This window comes from Rhodobacter capsulatus, assembly GCF_052363175.1.
Classification (GTDB): domain Bacteria; phylum Pseudomonadota; class Alphaproteobacteria; order Rhodobacterales; family Rhodobacteraceae; genus Rhodobacter; species Rhodobacter capsulatus_D.
The window spans coordinates 356,366-372,332 of sequence record NZ_CP198946.1; the positions used below are offsets into that span (position 1 = coordinate 356,366).

Sequence of the window (15,967 nt, forward strand, 5' to 3'; positions counted from 1 at the left end):
GGCCAGTCCTCAACCCGGAGAAGACCGATGCAGACCACTACCCTTTCCTTTGCCAACATGCACAATCACGGCGAGCTTTTCGCCAACATCTTTCGCGCAAGACGGCAAAGTTTCATTGTCCAGAACCGCTGGGACTTGCCCGAGGCACTCGGGATGGAGTTTGACCAGTATGACACGCCGCAAAGCCGCTGGATCGCGGTTCATGAGGCTGGTCAGGTTCACGCCGGGGTCCGCCTGACCCCTACCACCGCGAGCTGTGGCATCTACAGTTACATGATTCGCGATGCCCAGAAGGGCACCCTGGGCGGATCTATCCCGCAAGAGCTGCTCTGGGAGCCCGCACCTGTCGATCCGCAGGTCTGGGAAAGCTCGCGCGTGTTCGTATCGCATGACATCCCGATGCAGAGCCGTCGCAAGGTGCATTTCCAGCTGGTCGAAGCGATGGTGCGCTCGGCCCGCGAGCAGGGGGCAATGCGGTTGCTGGCGATCAGTGCCGCAAGCTGGCCGCGCTGGTATCGGCGTTGTGGCCTTGTCGCGCAACCGATCGGGCCGGTGATGTTCATCGGCGACGGCGATTACCAATGCGTGTCGATCGACCTTATGGCGAAGCTGCACTGACGCTTCTGTAACGCCTTGTGGCGGTCCCGCCATTCGCCCCTTCCGCCGCGGGGCAGGGGGGGGGCTAGGGTGGGGCCGCCATGCCCGATCTGTTCGACACATCCGCACCCAAGGGGGGCCGAGGCCCCGCGGCCGCTGGCCGATCGTATCCGCCCGCAGCATCTGTCCGAGGTGATCGGCCAGACCCATGTACTTGGCCCCGAAGGCCCGCTTGGCGCGATGCTGGCGGCGCACTCGCTCGGTTCGGTGATTTTCTGGGGCCCGCCCGGGGTCGGCAAGACGACGATTGCCCGGCTTCTGGCGCATGAAAGCGACCGCGCCTTCGTGCAGATCTCGGCGATCTTTTCCGGCGTGCCGGAGCTGCGCAAGGTCTTCGACGCGGCGAAGCTGCGGATGGGGCAGGGGCGGGGGACGCTGCTCTTCGTCGATGAAATCCACCGCTTCAACAAGGCGCAGCAGGACAGTTTCCTGCCGCATATGGAAGACGGCACGATCCTTCTGGTCGGTGCCACCACCGAGAACCCCAGTTTCGAGCTGAACGCCGCGCTTTTGTCGCGCGCGCAGGTGATTGTTCTGGAACGGCTTTCTCTGGCCGATCTGGAACGGCTGGCGCAGCGGGCGGAGCAGGCGATGGGCAAGGCCCTGCCGCTGAAAGCCCCGGCGCGCGAGGCGCTTCTGGAAATGGCCGATGGCGATGGCCGTGCCGCGCTCAACCTGATCGAGCAGGTGATGGCGTGGAAGTTGTCGGCGCCCTTGGACACCGAGGCGCTCTCGACCCGACTGATGCGGCGCGCGGCGAATTACGACAAGTCGGGCGATGGCCATTACAACCTGATTTCGGCGCTGCACAAATCCGTTCGCGGCTCAGACCCCGATGCCGCGCTTTACTGGTATTGCCGGATGCTCGAGGGCGGCGAGGATCCCCGCTTCATCGCCCGGCGCCTGACCCGGATGGCGGTCGAGGATATTGCGCTGGCCGATCCGCAGGCGCAGACGCAATGCCTGCACGCCTGGGAGACCTATGAACGGCTGGGCTCTCCCGAAGGCGAACTCGCACTGGCGCAGGCGGTGATCTATCTTGCGCTCGCGCCGAAATCGAACGCGGGCTATGTCGCCTACAAGGCCGCCCGGGAAGCCGCCCGCAAGACTGGCTCTGCCCCGCCGCCCAAGCACATCCTGAACGCCCCCACTCGGCTGATGGAGGAGCAGGGCTTTGGCTCCGGTTATCAATACGATCACGATGCCGAGGACGGCTTCTCGGGTCAGCATTATTTCCCCGATGGGATGAAGCGGCCGGTCTTTTACAGCCCGGTTGAACGCGGCTTTGAACGCGAGTTGAAGAAGCGCGTCGACTGGTTCGCGAAGCTGCGCGAAAAGCGCGGCAGTTGACATTGGGCGCCAGCGCGGCAAAGGAAACCGGATGATCCAGACCCTGCTTTTCGTTGCGCTTGGCGGTGCCCTCGGCTCCGCGCTGCGCTATCTCGTCAATGTCTCGCTGCCGCGGCTCTTCGGTCACGGCTTTCCCTATGCCACGATGACGGTCAACGTCGTCGGCAGCTTTGCCATGGGGGCGCTTGTCGTCGTTCTGGCGATGAAGGGCGGCAACCGCTTCGCACCCTTCCTGATGACCGGAATTCTGGGCGGCTTCACCACCTTCTCGGCGTTCTCGCTTGATGCGGCGAAGCTCTGGGAAGCGGGCGAGGTGACCACGGCGGCGGGCTATGTCATCGGCACGGTCGTTCTGGGTCTGGCAGCACTTTTCGCGGGCATGGCGTTCGCACGGGGGTTTTTCGCATGAGTTCGGTGCAACTGATCAAGGTGACCGAGGATGAGGGCGAAAGCCGTCTCGACCGCTGGCTGAAGAAGAAATTCCCGGTGCTGACCCAGGGTGCGGTGGAAAAGATGTGCCGCACCGGGCAGTTGCGGGTGGATGGCGGCCGGGTGAAGGCCTCGGACCGGATCGGGCCGGGCATGGAAGTGCGCGTGCCGCCGCTGCCCGAGGTGGGCGCGAAGGCGCCCGAAAGCCGCTCGGAAGCGCGGCGCGAGGCGACGCAGATCTCGCCCGCAGACGAAAAGATGATCCAGGCCGCGGTGCTCTGGAAGGATGAGCACATCATCGCGTTGAACAAGCCCGCGGGGCTGCCCTCGCAGGGCGGTTCGGGGCAGGGGGATCGGCATGTGGACGGGCTCCTGGATGCGCTGAAATTCGGCTATAAGGACCGGCCGAAGATGGTGCACCGGCTCGACAAGGACACCTCGGGGGTGCTGCTCATTGCCCGCACCGACCGCGTGGCCCGGGCGCTGTCGGAAGCCTTCCGGCTGAAGACCACGCGCAAGATCTATTGGGCGGCGGTCGCGGGCGTGCCGAGCCCGAAGAAGGGCACGATTCGTTATGGTCTGGTGAAGGCCCCCGGCCATGGTCGCGGCGGCGAGGGCGAGAAGATGATCTGCATCCACCCGTCGAAGGTCGATTCGACGCCCGATGCGAAACGTGCCACCACCGATTTCGCGGTGATCGACGGGCTGGGAAGCCGCGTTTCATGGGTCGGCCTTGTGCCGATCACCGGCCGCACCCACCAGCTGCGCGCCCATATGGCGGAACTCGGCCATCCGATCGTCGGCGATGGTAAATACGGCGGCTCGGGGCAGGAGAACCTGGGCGACGGCTGGGGTTCGCAGCTGGGGGGGGAACTCTCGCGCAAGCTGCACCTGCATGCGCGCACGATTTCCTTCGACCATCCGATCACCAAGAAGCGCGTCACCATCACCGCGCCGCTGCCCGATCACATGCTGCGGACGTGGAAGACGCTGGGCTGGATCGAGGGCGAAGCCCCGCTCGACCCGTTCGAGGACGATCGATGAAGCTTGCGATCTTCGACGTCGACGGCACGATCAGCGACAGTCAGGCGCATATTCTGGCCGCGATGACCGAGGCGTTCCGGGCTGTCGGGCTGCCCCCGCCGCCGCCCGCGGCGGTGTTGGCGATCGTCGGCCTGTCGCTGCCCGTCGCGCTGGCCCGGCTCGCGCCCGATCAGGACGAGGCGACGCAAGCGGCGGTGGTGGCGGCCTACAAGGCCAGCTATTTCACCGGCCGCGCGGCATCGCCCGCGCCGCTTTACCCCGGCGCGAAGGATTGTCTTCTGCATCTTGCCGCGCGCGAGGATCTTCTGCTCGCCATCGCCACCGGCAAGTCGCGTCGGGGGGTGACTGCGCTGATCGCCCATCACGGGCTGGAGGGGCTTTTCACCTCGTCGCAGGTGGCTGACGACCATCCGTCAAAGCCGCATCCCTCGATGGTGCTGGAAGCCCTGCGCGCCGCGGGCGTTGATGCGAAAGACGCGGTGATGATCGGTGACACCACTTACGACATCGAGATGGGCCGCGCCGCGGGTGTGGCGACGATCGGTGTCAGCTGGGGCTATCACCCTGTTTCCGAATTGAAAAAGGCCGGGGCCGGGCGGATCGTCGAGAGTTTCGCCGAGCTGGAACAGGCCCTGCAGGAGGGACTTGCATGAGTGGCTGGAGCGCGAAACGGTTTTGGAAATCCGCAACGGTCGAGCCCTGCGAGGGCGGGTTCACGGTCAAGCTCGACGGGCGCGCGGTGAAGACCCCCGCCAAGGCGGCGCTGGTTCTGCCGACCCGGGCGATGGCGGAAGCCGTGGCCGCCGAATGGCAGGCGCAGGGCGAAAAGGTCGATCCGACGACGATGCCGGTGACGCGCTCGGCCAATGCCGCGCTCGACAAGGTGCGGGCGCAACAGGCCGAAGTGGCCGAGCTGATCGCCGCTTATGGCGAGACCGATCTTATGTGCTACCGCGCCAAGACCCCGGAAGAGCTTGTGGCCCTGCAGGCCGCGGCCTGGGACCGCTGGCTGGACTGGGCCGACAGCCGCTATCAGGCGCGGCTGATCGTGACCGCGGGCGTCCTGCCCGTCGCGCAGCCCGCGCAGGCGCAACTGGCGCTCGCGGCCCGGGTCTCGGCTTGCGATATCTGGGAGCTGGCGGCGCTGCATGATCTGGTCGGCATCACCGGCTCGCTGGTGCTGGGTCTGGCCGTCGCCGAGGGCGAGATCGCCGCCGATGAGGCCTGGAGGCTGTCGCGCATCGACGAGGACTGGCAGATCGCGCAATGGGGCGAGGACGAGGAAGCCGCCGAGATGGCCGCGCTGAAGAAGCAGGCGCTCGCCCATGCCGGACGATTCTGGATACTGCGGCATACCGCCTGAAACCCCGACCCGTGGCGCGTGTGCGATCTTCGCGATGCGCGCGGAGCGGGCATTTGCCTGCGGAACGGGCGGTTGCGACATCGAAAATTACTCAGACGTCTTGACCAATTCCGACGTATTTGCGCAAACTCGGGCAGCCGGTCATGATCGGCACAGAACTTGCAGACCCGTCAAGGGCAGACTCACCGCCGCAAGGGCGGCAACTCAGGAAGAGGTAAACATGAAAAAATCCGTATTCTTCGGCTCGGTCGCGATGGCTGCCCTTGTGGCGGGCGCGGCTGCGGCTTCGACGCTTGATGACGTCAAGGCCCGCGGCGAGCTGATCTGCGGCGTCAACCCGGGCCTGACCGGTTTCGGCGCGCCGGATGCGAACGGTGCCTATCAGGGCTTCGACGTGGCCGCCTGCAAGGCTGTTGCTGCCGCCGTTCTGGGCGATCCGATGAAGGTGCAATACAAGGCCCTGACCGGCGAGACCCGCTTCACCGCGCTTGCCTCGGGCGAAGTCGACATGCTTGCCCGCAACTCGACCTGGACCTTTGGTCGTGACACCGAGCTCGCCCTCGATTTCGTCGCCGTCAACTACTACGACGGTCAGGGCTTCATGGTGAACAAGTCGCTCGGCGTCAGCTCGGCCAAGGAACTCGATGGCGCCACCGTCTGCGTGCAGACCGGCACCACCACCGAGATGAACCTCGCCGATTACTTCAAGTCGAACAACATGACCTATACGCCGGTGAACATCGCCGATGACGCCGAAGGTCAGCAGAAGTTCCTCGCCGGTGCCTGCGACAGCTACACCACCGACGCTTCGGGGCTGGCCGCCTCGCGCGCGACCATGCCGAACGCCGCCGACATCGTGATCCTTCCCGAGATCATCTCGAAGGAACCGCTGGCACTGGCCGTCCGTCATGGCGACAACAACTGGGGCGATGTCGTCCGCTGGAGCTTCTACGCGCTCGTCGCGGCGGAAGAATACGGCATCACCAAGGCGAACCTTGAAGAAGTGGCCGCCTCGACCCAGAACCCGGAAATCCGCCGTCTGCTCGGCCTCGAAGGCGACATGGGCAAGAAGATCGGTCTCGACAATGATTTCGCCAAGCGCGCGATCATGGCCTCGGGCAACTACGGCGAGATCTTCGAAGCCAATATCGGGGCCTCCACCTCGATCGGTCTGGCGCGCGGTCTGAACGCGCAGTGGACCCAAGGCGGGCTGATGTACGCCCCGCCGTTCCGCTGATCCAACCCACCGATGCGGCCGGGAGACCTCCCGGCCGCATTTTGCATTTCAAGGACGGTCTGTCGGGGCACAAGTCCCGAACGCAGTCGGCGCAAAGCCGCGGGGCAGATCGGACAGGGGAAAACCATGGCACTTGCTAGTGACCCGCCGAAAGATGGCTTTCGGCTCTCTATGCTCATCTATGACACGCGGTTCCGCTCGATCACCATCCAGATCGTGGTGCTGCTGTTGTTCCTTGCCGACCTCGTCTGGCTTTTGCACAACGCCTATGTGAACCTTGAGGCGAAGGGCAAGGATTTCGACTTCCACTTCCTGTGGACGCGCGCGGGTTATGACCTTGCGCAGACCTTGATCCCCTATTCGAACGACGACACCCATTTCCGGGCGATGGTCGAGGGGTTGCTGAACACCCTTCTGGTCTCGGTGCTGGGCTGTATCCTGGCCACGATCCTTGGCACCGTCATCGGGGTGCTGCGGCTGTCGCACAACTGGCTCGTGGCGAGGATCATGACGGTCTATGTCGAGACCTTCCGCAACATCCCGCTGCTTCTGTGGATCCTGCTCATGGGCACGATCCTGGCCGAGACCCGGCCGGTGCCGAAAGATTTCCGCGTGACCGAGGCGATGAAGGCCGCGGGCGAGGCGCCGAAGGCCTCGATGTGGCTCTTTGATTCCATCGCCGTCACGAACCGCGGCACCAACGTTCCGGCGCCGGTCTTCGACAATTCGCTCGGCGTGGTCGATCTGGGCTGGAACCTGCCCGTCAGCCTGAACGCAGTGGCGGTGATCGCGGTGATGGCGGCTTCGTTCTGGGGCTGGCGGCGCTTCATGGCCCGGGCGAAGGCGGTGCAGGAGGCGACCGGCATCCGCCCCGTGACCTGGTGGCCGAGCCTGCTGATCCTGTTCGCGCCGATCACCGCGCTGCTTTATGCGCTCGGCTTCCATCTGGATTATCCCAAGATCACCAAGTTCGACTTCACCGGCGGCTTCCAGATGCTGCATTCCTTCACCGCGCTGCTGATCGCGTTGACCGTCTATACGGCGGCCTTCATCGCGGAAATCGTGCGGGCGGGGATTCAGGCGATCTCGAAGGGGCAGACCGAGGCCGCCTATGCGCTGGGTCTGCGTCCGGGCCGGACCATGAGCCTTGTCATCCTGCCACAGGCGCTTCGGGTGATCGTGCCGCCCCTGATCTCGCAGTTCCTGAACCTGACGAAGAACTCGTCGCTGGCCATCGCGGTCAGCTACATGGACCTGCGCGGCACGCTGGGCGGCATCACGCTGAACCAGACCGGCCGGGAACTCGAATGCATGCTCTTGATGATGCTGATCTATCTGACCATCAGCCTGACGATTTCGAGCCTGATGAACCTCTACAACAAATCGATCAAGCTGAAGGAGCGGTGAGATGAGCGATACCTCTTTCGTCCGCACCGAGATGCTGCCGCCGAAACCCGCGCCGGTCTCGCAGGTGGGAGCGGTCAAATGGATGCGCGAAAACCTGTTCTCGGGTCCGCTCAACACGGCGCTGACGCTTTTTGGCTTGCTGATCACGGCTTGGCTGGTGCAAGCGGCGGCGCCCTGGCTGATCCATGGCGTCTGGAACGCGAATTCGCTGACCGAATGCCGGACGATCATCGCAGAGCGTTGGGGGCCAGAGGCCACCGGCGCCTGCTGGGCGATCATCCGGGTACGCTGGAACCAGTTCCTGTTCGGCTTCTACCCGGTCGATCAATACTGGCGGCTGTTCCTGACCTTTGGCGGGCTGTTCCTTGCGCTTGCGCCTGTGCTGTTTGACAGCCTGCCGCGCAAACTGCTCTGGGGCGCGCTGCTTTACCCGCTCGTGGCCTTCTGGCTTCTGTGGGGCGGGCCGGTCTGGGGGCCGATGGGCGTTCTCGTCGGCTTCGTGCTGATGGCGCTGATCTTCAATGCGCTGGCGCCGAAGCTGGGTGTGCCGGTCTCGGCCGGGGCGGGGCTTGTCGCTGCGGCACTGTTCTGGCTTTACGCCGTCGGGCCGATCGAGAGCGCATTGAGTGCGGTCCTTCCGATCGCCCTGCCCGAGGTGGACAGCGACCAGTTCGGGGGCTTCCTGCTGGCGCTGGTGATCGGGGTGACGGCGATCGTCGTCTCGCTGCCGCTGGGCATCCTGCTGGCGCTGGGGCGGCAGTCGGACATGGTGATGGTGAAGGCGCTCTCGGTCGGCATGATCGAGTTCATCCGCGGCGTGCCGCTGATCACGCTGCTCTTCACCGCCTCGCTGCTGCTGCAATACTTCCTGCCGCCGGGCACGACGTTCGACCTGATCTTGCGCGTTGTGATCCTCGTGACCCTTTTCGCCGCGGCCTATATCGCCGAGGTGATCCGGGGCGGTCTGGCGGCGCTGCCGCGCGGCCAATACGAGGCGGCCGATGCGCTGGGGCTGGATTACTGGCAGGCGCAGCGGCTGATCATCATGCCGCAAGCGCTGAAAATCTCGATCCCCGGCATCGTGTCCAGCTTCATCGGGCTCTTCAAGGATACGACGCTGGTGACCTTCGTGGGGCTTTTTGACCCGCTCAAGGGCATCTCGGGTGTCGTGCGCTCCGACATGGCGTGGAAGGGCACCTATTGGGAACCCTATATCTTCGTCGCCGTCATCTTCTTTCTCTTCAACTTCAGCATGTCGCGGTATTCGATGTATCTCGAACGCAAGCTGAAGCGTGACCACCGTTAAGGAGGCGCTCATGTCAGAGCCCAGCTATGACCACGCGGTCGACCGCAGCCACATGCAGGTGAGCGACGAGGTCGCAATCCAGATCAGCCAGATGAACAAGTGGTACGGTCAGTTCCACGTGTTGCGCGACATCAACCTCACGGTGCACCGCGGCGAGCGGATCGTGATTGCCGGGCCTTCGGGCTCGGGCAAGTCGACGATGATCCGCTGCATCAACCGGCTCGAGGAACACCAGTCGGGCAAGATCATCGTCGATGGCATCGAACTGACCTCGGATCTGAAGAACATCGACAAGGTGCGCTCGGAAGTCGGGATGGTGTTCCAGCACTTCAACCTGTTCCCCCATCTGACGATCCTCGAAAACCTGACGCTGGCGCCGATCTGGGTGCGCAAGGTGCCCAAGCGCGAGGCCGAGGAAACCGCGATGTATTACCTGCAGAAGGTGAAGATCCCGGAGCAGGCGCATAAATATCCGGGGCAGTTGTCGGGTGGGCAGCAGCAGCGGGTGGCGATTGCGCGAAGCCTGTGCATGAAGCCGAAGATCATGCTGTTCGACGAACCGACCTCGGCGCTCGATCCCGAGATGATCAAGGAAGTGCTGGATACGATGATCCAGCTCGCCGAAGAGGGCATGACGATGCTCTGCGTGACCCACGAGATGGGCTTTGCCCAGGCGGTGGCGAACCGGGTGATCTTCATGGCGGACGGGCAGATCGTCGAGCAGAACAACCCGCATGACTTCTTCCACAACCCGCAATCGGAGCGGACGAAGCAGTTCCTGAGCCAGATTCTGGGGCACTGACGGCAGAAGCGGGGGTTTCACACCCCCGCACGCCCGTGGGATATTTGCGGCAAGATAAAGGGGCGGCCGTCGGGCTGCCCCTTTTCTTATTTGCCGCGGCTGGCTGGCAGGAAGAAGTCGAGCATCGAGCCCTGACCGGGGGCGACTTGCGACCAGTCGTCGATCTGGAAATCGACGATCAGCGTCGCGCAGGTCGGATATTTGCGGAAATCCGGGTCGTAATTCGGCCGCGACGGCAGCGATGCGGCGAAATCGGCGATGCCCGGGTTATGCGCGATCAGCATCACCGTGGAGGCGGTCGCGGTCTTCAGCACGGCGAGCAGCGTTTCGGGCGTCGCCTGATAGAGGCTGTCGATGTAATGCACGTCGGGCCGGGTCTCGATCACGGCCGAGGCGACACCTTCCCAGGTTTCGCGGGTGCGCAACGCGGTCGAGCACAGCACCTCTTCGGGTTCTAGCCCGCGCGAGGCGAGGAAGTCGCCCAGCTCATGCGCCGCCACGCGGCCGCGCGCGTTCAGCGGGCGGTCGGCATCGGCCATAAGGGGATCGTCCCAGCTCGATTTTGCATGGCGTGTGAGGATCAGGCGACGGTGTCCAAGGGGGGTCATCTGTGGAAGTGCCTCATGTGCCAAGCGGATTGAGCCTCCAGCCTGCCATAGCTTTGACCCGGGGGGCAAGAGCGGCGGACAAGGCATCCCCCGGAAAGGCAGTTTTCCCCTTCCCGGGTATTAAGGAAGGCGTGGCAGGCGGGGACGTCATAGCCCTGTGCAGACAGGGCCCCGCAGGGGCAGGCCGTCGTGCAGGGCGCGGCGCAGCCCGTGCAGGGGTGTTTTGACGCAGGGGGCAGAAAAAGCCTTTCGGGCAGGGCCAGCGCCCCCCGAAACGAGGTCCAGAGCCCCATCCGCGCATGGACAAGCATCTGCACCGGCGAGGAAAAAGTCTGTCCCGACTCGGTTGCCCAGCGAAAGAACGGCGGGTAGGGCGGCCCGTCCGAGGGAAAGACCGCGCGCCCGCCGAAGGCCGTGGCAAGCGTCCCGATCACCCGCTTCGACCAGCGGTCGAGCGGATCGGCGGTGCCATCGGCAAATTCCGGCTCTGCGGTGACATGATCCCAGAAGCCGGGCTCGTCAGGGGAGAGGAGGAGGATCGTCTCCTCCTGCGCGTGGACCATCCCCGCCACGAACAGCCTGTCCGCGGCAAGGGCTTCGGTCAGGGCAAGCGGCAGGCTCACCGGCGGCGCGGCTTGACCCGCGTCAGCGTCGAGCGGATCATCGAGCCCGCCCCGTGTTCGGTGAACAGTTCGAGCAGACAGGCATTCGGCACCCGGCCATCGAGGATGACCACGGCGCGGACGCCTTCCTTGACCGCCTTCAGCGCGGTTTCCACCTTCGGGATCATCCCGCCCGAGATCGTGCCATCCTCGATCAGCGCATGAACCTCGTCGGGGCTCATCTGGGTGATGACCTCGCCCGCCTTGTTCTTGACGCCAGCCACATCGGTCAGCAGCAGCAGCCGGTCGGCCTGCAGCGCCCCCGCGATGGCACCCGCCGCGGTATCGCCGTTGACGTTGAAGGTCTCGTTGTCATTCACGCCCGTCGCCACCGGGGCGATGACCGGAATGAGCCCCGCGCCATAAAGGTCGCGCACGATCTGCACGTTCATCTCGACCGGCTTGCCGACGAAGCCAAGCTCCGGATCGTCCGCCTCGCAGACCATCAGGTCGTCGTCCTTGCCCGAGATGCCGACGGCGCGGCCGCCCTGATCGTTGATCGCCTGCACGATGCGTTTGTTCACGAGGCCCGAGAGGATCATCTCGACCACCTCGACCGTGGCCTTGTCGGTGACGCGCTTGCCGCGGACCCAGTCGGATTTGATGCCAAGCTTGGCCAGCATCTCGTTGATCATCGGCCCGCCGCCATGCACGACGACCGGGTTCATCCCGACCTGCTTCATCAAGACGACATCGCGGGCGAATTCTGCCATCGCCTCGTCGTCGCCCATGGCATTGCCGCCGAATTTCACCACGACGACGGCGCCGGTGTAACGCTGCAGATAGGGAAGCGCCTCGGAAAGCGTCTTCGCGGTGGCGATCCAGTCACGGTCCATCGTCTGTTTTCTCATCGGAAGCCCTCGGGGAAGTCCGGACTTTGTTAGAACCAATCGGCCCGACTGCCAAGGGCATTGCCATTCCCGCGCCGGTGATTACATCGAAGGAGAAAAGCAGGAGAACGGGCATGGACGGACGGAAGGTGTTGCTGTTGACAGGGGCGAGCCGCGGGATCGGCCATGCCACGGTGAAGCGCTTCGCACGCGAAGGCTGGCGGATCATCACCTGCTCGCGCCAGCCCTTCCCCGAGCAATGCCCCTGGGGCGGCGGGCGCGAGGATCACATCCAGCTCGATCTGGGCGATCCGAATGCGACGATCCAGGCGATCGACGAGATCAAGTCGCGGCTGGGCGGCAAGCTGCATGCGCTGGTGAACAATGCCGGGATCTCGCCGAAGGGGCCGGGGGGCGCGCGGCTGAATTCCATCGACACCGATCTGCGGACCTGGGGGCAGGTGTTCCATGTGAACTTCTTCGCCTCGATCGTGCTGGCGCGCGGGCTGAAGGACGAACTCTCGGCGGCCAAGGGCGCGGTGGTGAACGTGACCTCGATTGCGGGCTCGCGCGTGCATCCCTTTGCGGGCGCGGCCTATTCGACCTCGAAAGCGGCGCTGAAGGCGCTGACGCGGGAAATGGCGCATGATTTCGGGCCGATGGGGGTGCGGGTCAATGCGATCGCGCCCGGCGAGATCGAGACCTCGATCCTGTCGCCCGGCACCGAAAAGATCGTCGAGACCCTGCCGCTGCGCCGTCTGGGCCAGCCGCGCGAAGTGGCCGACGTGATCTGGTTCCTGTGCTCGGATGCCTCGAGCTATGTCACCGGCACGGAAATCGAAGTGAACGCCGGACAGCACGTCTGACCGGCGGGGGAGGGGGGCTTGGCCCCCCTATTCCAGCGTGGCGATGATCGCGCGCAGGGTTTCGATGCCGTCGCCCTTTTCCGAGGAGGTGACGACGATTTCGGGATAGGCCGCGGGATGCTTCGAAAGCGCGCCCTTGACCTGCTCGATCACCCGCTCCAGCTCGGCCTTGGAAATCTTGTCGGCCTTGGTCAGCACCGCCTGAAAGGTCACGGCGGAGCGGTCAAGCAGCTGCAGGATTTCCTCGTCGACCGCCTTCACCCCGTGGCGCGCATCGATCAGCACAAACGCGCGGCGCAAGGTGGCGCGGCCCGAGAGGTAGGATTTCAAGAGCGCCTGCCACTTCTTCACGATCGCCACCGGCGCTTCGGCGAAGCCGTAGCCGGGAAGGTCGACCAGATAGGGGCCGCCGTCGGTGGTGAAGAAGTTGATCTCCTGCGTCCGGCCCGGCGTGTTCGACGCGCGGGCGAGGTTCTTGCGTCCGGTCAGCGCGTTGATCAGCGAGGATTTCCCCACATTCGAGCGGCCCGCGAAGCAGACTTCGAGCCGGTCGGCCGGGGGCAGGCCCGTCATCGCGACCACGCCCTTGACGAAATCGACCTGCGCGGCGAACAGCAACCGGCCGCGCTCGCGGGCGTCCTGTTCGGGCTCCGGGGCCAGCGTGAACTGCATCTGCATCAAAGCACCTCCACAGGGTCGCCAAGGGTGATGGTGCCGCTCTCGATCACCGTCGCATAGCAGCCGAAATGCCAGTCGCCGTTCAGGCGTTCGAGCAATTCCAGCATTTCAAGGTCTTCCATCCCGGTGTCCGGGTTGGTGCAGGTCGCCCGGCAGCGGGTGATCGGCATCGCGACTTCAAGCACGGCTCCGCCGATGCGCAGCCGTTTGCCCACCAGATCACGCTCCGCCCAGGGCGCCCAGCCCTCAATGCAGAGATTGCCGCGAAAGCGGTGGCGCGAGATTTCGGTGCTGGCCGCCTGTGCCAGCGCCGCCAGCGAGGACAGCGACAGAAGCGAGATGTAAGGCTCGGCCATGTCGGCCAGCGCCACGCCTTCGACCCGTTCGACCGCGCGCGGCGCGGGGCGGTTCTCGGGCCAGAGCGGTTTCAGCCAGTCGATAAGCCGCGCCTGATCCTCGGCCCGGTCGGGATCGAGGGTCAGGGCTGGCACTTCGGGATGGCTCAGCGTGATCTGCCCGTCCGCCTGCATCTGCGCGGTGACCGCCATCAGCTTCGGCGCCGCAACGCCGCGCACGAAGTTCAGCTTGCGCGCCCATTCTGTCAACGGGCTGTCGAATTTCGCCGCCTCGTGCGAGACCGCCCAGACCCGGTCAAAAGGCAGAACGCGCCCCTGTATCAGGGGCGCGCTTTGGATGTCCTCGAAGCCAATCGACTTGATCGGATGTCGGACGATGTCGACCAGATGTGCCGTCATTTCTTCGGCGTTTCAGGCGCGGGCTTCTTGCGGAAGCTCGACGCGATATTGCCGAACAGATCGGGCCGTTTGCCGTGCACCGTCATGATCGAATATTGCTGGATGAAGGTGATCGTGTTGTTCGCAATCCAGTAGAGCACGAGGCCCGAGGCGAAGCTGCCCAGCATGAACATGAAGATCCAGGGCATCCAGGCGAAGACGGCGGCCTGGCTCGGGTCGGTCGGCGCCGGGTTCAGCTTTTGCTGGAACCACATCGAGATGCCCAGAAGGATCGGCAGCACGCCGAGGCTGAACATGAACAGCATCGAGCCCGGTTCCGGCGTCGCATAGGGCAGGAGCCCGAACAGGTTAAGGATCGAGGACGGATCCGGCGCCGAAAGGTCATGGATCCAGCCAATGAAGGGCGCGTGGTAAAGCTCGATCGTGACGTAGATCACCTTGTAGAGCGAGAAGAAGATCGGGATCTGCAGCAGGATCGGCAGGCAGCCTGCCGCGGGATTGATCTTTTCGCGCTTGTAAAGCTCCATCATCCCTTTCTGCATCGCAGCCTTGTCGTCCTTGGTGCGCTCTTTCAGCGCCTCCATCGCGGGCTGGATTTCCTTCATCTTCGCCATCGAGATGTAGGAGGTCCGCGCCAGCGGGAAGACGATCAGCTTGATGATCACGGTCAGGGCGATGATCGCAAAACCCATGTTGCCCAGCACGGCATGCAGCCAGTGCAGCAGGCGGAACATCGGTTTCGTCAGGAAGTAATACCAGCCCCAGTCGATCGAATCGACGAAACGGGTGATCTGCGGACGGTTCGGATCGACCCGATCGCCGAGCAGGCTGTCAAACCAGCCGGGATCGTTCTGGTATTCGGCGATCGCTTCCCATTCCTTCGCGCCCGCAAAGAGCCGCGTCGTCACCGAAGCGGTCGCCCCGGCGGCGATTTCCACCGCGGGCTGACGGGTTTCGGTCTGATAGAGATCGGCCGAGGGAACGTATTTCACCACCGAAGTGAATTTCCCATCGGTCGGGACCAGCGTGGTCATCCAGTATTTGTCGGTGAAGCCCGCCCAGCCGTTCGATTCGGCCGAGATCACGTCTGCCTGACCCTCACCCTCGATGCTGTCGAGTTTGGTGATGTCCTTGTACTTGATTTCCTGCAACTCGCCATCGGTCATGCGCACCGCACCTTCATGCAGCACATAGACCCGGTTGCCCTTCGGAATGCCGTGACGGGCGATGATGCCCCAAGGGGCAATGCTGACGCCCGCGGTGCCGGTGTTCTTCACGCTGTCGGTGACGGTGAAGAGATATTGCGGATCGACGGCAATGGTACGGGTGAAAAGCAGACCGGCGCCATTGTCCCAAGTCAGAGTGAGCGGCGTTTCCGGTGTCAGTTTCGCGCCCGGCTGCGCGGTCCAGAGCGTCTTCGGTCCCGGCACTTGCGTGGCGCTTGCGCCAGCCAGCGCGGACCAGCCCTGAACCACATAATAGGGTTTGGCGCCGTTCAGATCGGTGCCGCCCACCGGGGCGAGCAGGCGCACCAGCGGCGAATTCTCGTCCAGCTTCTCGTGGTAGCGCTTCAGCGACAGGTCGTCGAAACGCGCGCCCAGAAGCGAGATCGAGCCCGTCAGCGCCGGGGTGTCGATCGCGACGCGCGGCGCCTCGGGCGCGGGGTCGACGGCTGGTACGGCCGTGGCGACCGGTGCGGCAGTCGTCGGCGCGGCTTCGCCCACCGTCTGGCTTTGCGTGACCGGGTCCGTCGCTTTCGGTTTCGGCGGCGGGAAGAAAACGGTCCAGACGACGATCACCAGTGCTGAAAGCACCGTCGCAAGGATGAGGTTCCTGTTTTGATTGTCCATGGGCGTGTATTTCCCCTGCCGGTCCGGAGTCGGCCCGGTTCAACAGAAGGGGCGGCGAAAGGTCAAGCGCTTTCGCGCAGGAGCTCCGTGCAAGCGCCGATTCCCGCCTTTTGTCGCAGCGGG

The 15,967-nt window shown here is 64.4% G+C and carries 16 protein-coding genes and 1 pseudogene; 11 read left to right on the top strand and 6 right to left on the bottom strand.

Annotation, left to right across the window (positions count from 1 at the left end):
• Nucleotides 1-27 precede the first annotated feature (27 nt).
• The 10 genes and pseudogenes from ACTTAI_RS02520 (at nucleotide 28) to ACTTAI_RS02565 (ending at nucleotide 9,595) form a co-directional block, all read left to right on the top strand.
• The gene (locus ACTTAI_RS02520) at nucleotides 28-618 is read left to right on the top strand and encodes an acyl-homoserine-lactone synthase (protein WP_444454018.1); all 591 of its coding nucleotides are present in this window, start codon (nucleotides 28-30) and stop codon (nucleotides 616-618) included.
• Nucleotides 619-698: 80 nt separating this feature from the next.
• A pseudogene (locus ACTTAI_RS02525) lies at nucleotides 699-2,007 on the top strand (replication-associated recombination protein A).
• A 31-nt stretch (nucleotides 2,008-2,038) separates the two neighbouring features.
• Nucleotides 2,039-2,416: a fluoride efflux transporter CrcB gene (crcB, locus tag ACTTAI_RS02530; RefSeq protein ID WP_444454020.1), complete on the top strand. Its 378-nt coding sequence runs from the start codon at nucleotides 2,039-2,041 to the stop codon at nucleotides 2,414-2,416.
• Entirely contained in the window at nucleotides 2,413-3,480 is a 1,068-nt protein-coding gene (locus ACTTAI_RS02535; RefSeq protein ID WP_444454022.1) for an RluA family pseudouridine synthase, read from the top strand. Before crcB ends, ACTTAI_RS02535 begins: the two co-directional genes overlap by 4 nt.
• The gene (locus ACTTAI_RS02540) at nucleotides 3,477-4,133 is read left to right on the top strand and encodes an HAD-IA family hydrolase (protein WP_444454023.1); all 657 of its coding nucleotides are present in this window, start codon (nucleotides 3,477-3,479) and stop codon (nucleotides 4,131-4,133) included. Before ACTTAI_RS02535 ends, ACTTAI_RS02540 begins: the two co-directional genes overlap by 4 nt.
• Nucleotides 4,130-4,843, top strand: a complete 714-nt coding sequence (locus ACTTAI_RS02545) for an ATP12 family chaperone protein (protein ID WP_444454025.1) — start codon at nucleotides 4,130-4,132, stop codon at nucleotides 4,841-4,843. Before ACTTAI_RS02540 ends, ACTTAI_RS02545 begins: the two co-directional genes overlap by 4 nt.
• Nucleotides 4,844-5,063: 220 nt before the next feature.
• On the top strand, nucleotides 5,064-6,080 hold the full coding sequence (locus ACTTAI_RS02550) for an amino acid ABC transporter substrate-binding protein (RefSeq protein ID WP_444454027.1): 1,017 nt from the start codon (nucleotides 5,064-5,066) through the stop codon (nucleotides 6,078-6,080).
• Nucleotides 6,081-6,206: 126 nt separating this feature from the next.
• Complete coding sequence (locus tag ACTTAI_RS02555) at nucleotides 6,207-7,487, top strand: amino acid ABC transporter permease (protein ID WP_444454028.1); 1,281 nt, start codon at nucleotides 6,207-6,209, stop codon at nucleotides 7,485-7,487.
• 1 nt (nucleotide 7,488) lies between these two features.
• Entirely contained in the window at nucleotides 7,489-8,793 is a 1,305-nt protein-coding gene (locus tag ACTTAI_RS02560; RefSeq protein ID WP_444454030.1) for an amino acid ABC transporter permease, read from the top strand.
• Nucleotides 8,794-8,803: 10 nt separating this feature from the next.
• Nucleotides 8,804-9,595 (top strand): amino acid ABC transporter ATP-binding protein, encoded by a 792-nt coding sequence (locus tag ACTTAI_RS02565; RefSeq protein ID WP_444454032.1) that lies wholly within the window; start codon nucleotides 8,804-8,806, stop codon nucleotides 9,593-9,595.
• A gap of 86 nt (nucleotides 9,596-9,681) precedes the next feature.
• On the opposite strand, the gene ACTTAI_RS02570 is transcribed toward ACTTAI_RS02565, so the two are convergent.
• Genes ACTTAI_RS02570 through argB form a run of 3 tightly spaced genes read right to left on the bottom strand, consistent with a single transcriptional unit; the run spans nucleotide 9,682 to nucleotide 11,701 of the window.
• Nucleotides 9,682-10,203, bottom strand: a complete 522-nt coding sequence (locus tag ACTTAI_RS02570; protein WP_444454034.1) for a SixA phosphatase family protein — start codon at nucleotides 10,201-10,203, stop codon at nucleotides 9,682-9,684.
• Nucleotides 10,200-10,826: a ferredoxin gene (locus tag ACTTAI_RS02575; protein ID WP_444454036.1), complete on the bottom strand. Its 627-nt coding sequence runs from the start codon at nucleotides 10,824-10,826 to the stop codon at nucleotides 10,200-10,202. The genes ACTTAI_RS02570 and ACTTAI_RS02575 overlap by 4 nt, the downstream gene beginning before the upstream one ends.
• A complete protein-coding gene (gene argB, locus ACTTAI_RS02580) occupies nucleotides 10,823-11,701 on the bottom strand; it encodes an acetylglutamate kinase (RefSeq protein ID WP_031320811.1) in 879 nt (292 codons plus the stop codon). Before argB ends, ACTTAI_RS02575 begins: the two co-directional genes overlap by 4 nt.
• A gap of 128 nt (nucleotides 11,702-11,829) precedes the next feature.
• On the opposite strand from argB, the gene ACTTAI_RS02585 reads away from it, so the two are divergent.
• Nucleotides 11,830-12,561 carry an SDR family oxidoreductase gene (locus ACTTAI_RS02585; protein ID WP_013066087.1) on the top strand — a complete coding sequence of 244 codons (732 nt, stop codon included), beginning with the start codon at nucleotides 11,830-11,832 and terminating at the stop codon, nucleotides 12,559-12,561.
• A 27-nt stretch (nucleotides 12,562-12,588) separates the two neighbouring features.
• Here the strand turns inward: ACTTAI_RS02585 and yihA are convergent, their stop codons facing one another.
• From yihA to yidC, 3 genes are read right to left on the bottom strand one after another with little or no spacing between them, the layout of a single operon-like run.
• A complete protein-coding gene (gene yihA, locus ACTTAI_RS02590) occupies nucleotides 12,589-13,239 on the bottom strand; it encodes a ribosome biogenesis GTP-binding protein YihA/YsxC (protein WP_444454038.1) in 651 nt (216 codons plus the stop codon).
• On the bottom strand, nucleotides 13,239-13,994 hold the full coding sequence (locus ACTTAI_RS02595) for an MOSC domain-containing protein (protein WP_444454040.1): 756 nt from the start codon (nucleotides 13,992-13,994) through the stop codon (nucleotides 13,239-13,241). The genes yihA and ACTTAI_RS02595 overlap by 1 nt, the downstream gene beginning before the upstream one ends.
• Nucleotides 13,991-15,844: a membrane protein insertase YidC gene (yidC, locus tag ACTTAI_RS02600; RefSeq protein ID WP_444454042.1), complete on the bottom strand. Its 1,854-nt coding sequence runs from the start codon at nucleotides 15,842-15,844 to the stop codon at nucleotides 13,991-13,993. The genes ACTTAI_RS02595 and yidC overlap by 4 nt, the downstream gene beginning before the upstream one ends.
• Nucleotides 15,845-15,967 lie beyond the last annotated feature (123 nt).

Excerpts from the sequence above, each read along its gene's own strand:
- ACTTAI_RS02565 (WP_444454032.1), top strand. The coding sequence starts at position 8,804 with ATGTCAGAGCCCAGCTATGACCACGCGGTCGACCGCAGCCACATGCAG.
- ACTTAI_RS02550 (WP_444454027.1), top strand. The coding sequence starts at position 5,064 with ATGAAAAAATCCGTATTCTTCGGCTCGGTCGCGATGGCTGCCCTTGTG.
- ACTTAI_RS02540 (WP_444454023.1), top strand. The coding sequence starts at position 3,477 with ATGAAGCTTGCGATCTTCGACGTCGACGGCACGATCAGCGACAGTCAG.
- crcB (WP_444454020.1), top strand. The coding sequence starts at position 2,039 with ATGATCCAGACCCTGCTTTTCGTTGCGCTTGGCGGTGCCCTCGGCTCC.
- ACTTAI_RS02595 (WP_444454040.1), bottom strand. The coding sequence starts at position 13,994 with ATGACGGCACATCTGGTCGACATCGTCCGACATCCGATCAAGTCGATT.
- yidC (WP_444454042.1), bottom strand. The coding sequence starts at position 15,844 with ATGGACAATCAAAACAGGAACCTCATCCTTGCGACGGTGCTTTCAGCA.
- ACTTAI_RS02520 (WP_444454018.1), top strand. The coding sequence starts at position 28 with ATGCAGACCACTACCCTTTCCTTTGCCAACATGCACAATCACGGCGAG.
- argB (WP_031320811.1), bottom strand. The coding sequence starts at position 11,701 with ATGGACCGTGACTGGATCGCCACCGCGAAGACGCTTTCCGAGGCGCTT.
- ACTTAI_RS02555 (WP_444454028.1), top strand. The coding sequence starts at position 6,207 with ATGGCACTTGCTAGTGACCCGCCGAAAGATGGCTTTCGGCTCTCTATG.
- ACTTAI_RS02560 (WP_444454030.1), top strand. The coding sequence starts at position 7,489 with ATGAGCGATACCTCTTTCGTCCGCACCGAGATGCTGCCGCCGAAACCC.
- ACTTAI_RS02535 (WP_444454022.1), top strand. The coding sequence starts at position 2,413 with ATGAGTTCGGTGCAACTGATCAAGGTGACCGAGGATGAGGGCGAAAGC.
- ACTTAI_RS02545 (WP_444454025.1), top strand. The coding sequence starts at position 4,130 with ATGAGTGGCTGGAGCGCGAAACGGTTTTGGAAATCCGCAACGGTCGAG.
- ACTTAI_RS02570 (WP_444454034.1), bottom strand. The coding sequence starts at position 10,203 with ATGACCCCCCTTGGACACCGTCGCCTGATCCTCACACGCCATGCAAAA.
- ACTTAI_RS02585 (WP_013066087.1), top strand. The coding sequence starts at position 11,830 with ATGGACGGACGGAAGGTGTTGCTGTTGACAGGGGCGAGCCGCGGGATC.
- yihA (WP_444454038.1), bottom strand. The coding sequence starts at position 13,239 with ATGCAGATGCAGTTCACGCTGGCCCCGGAGCCCGAACAGGACGCCCGC.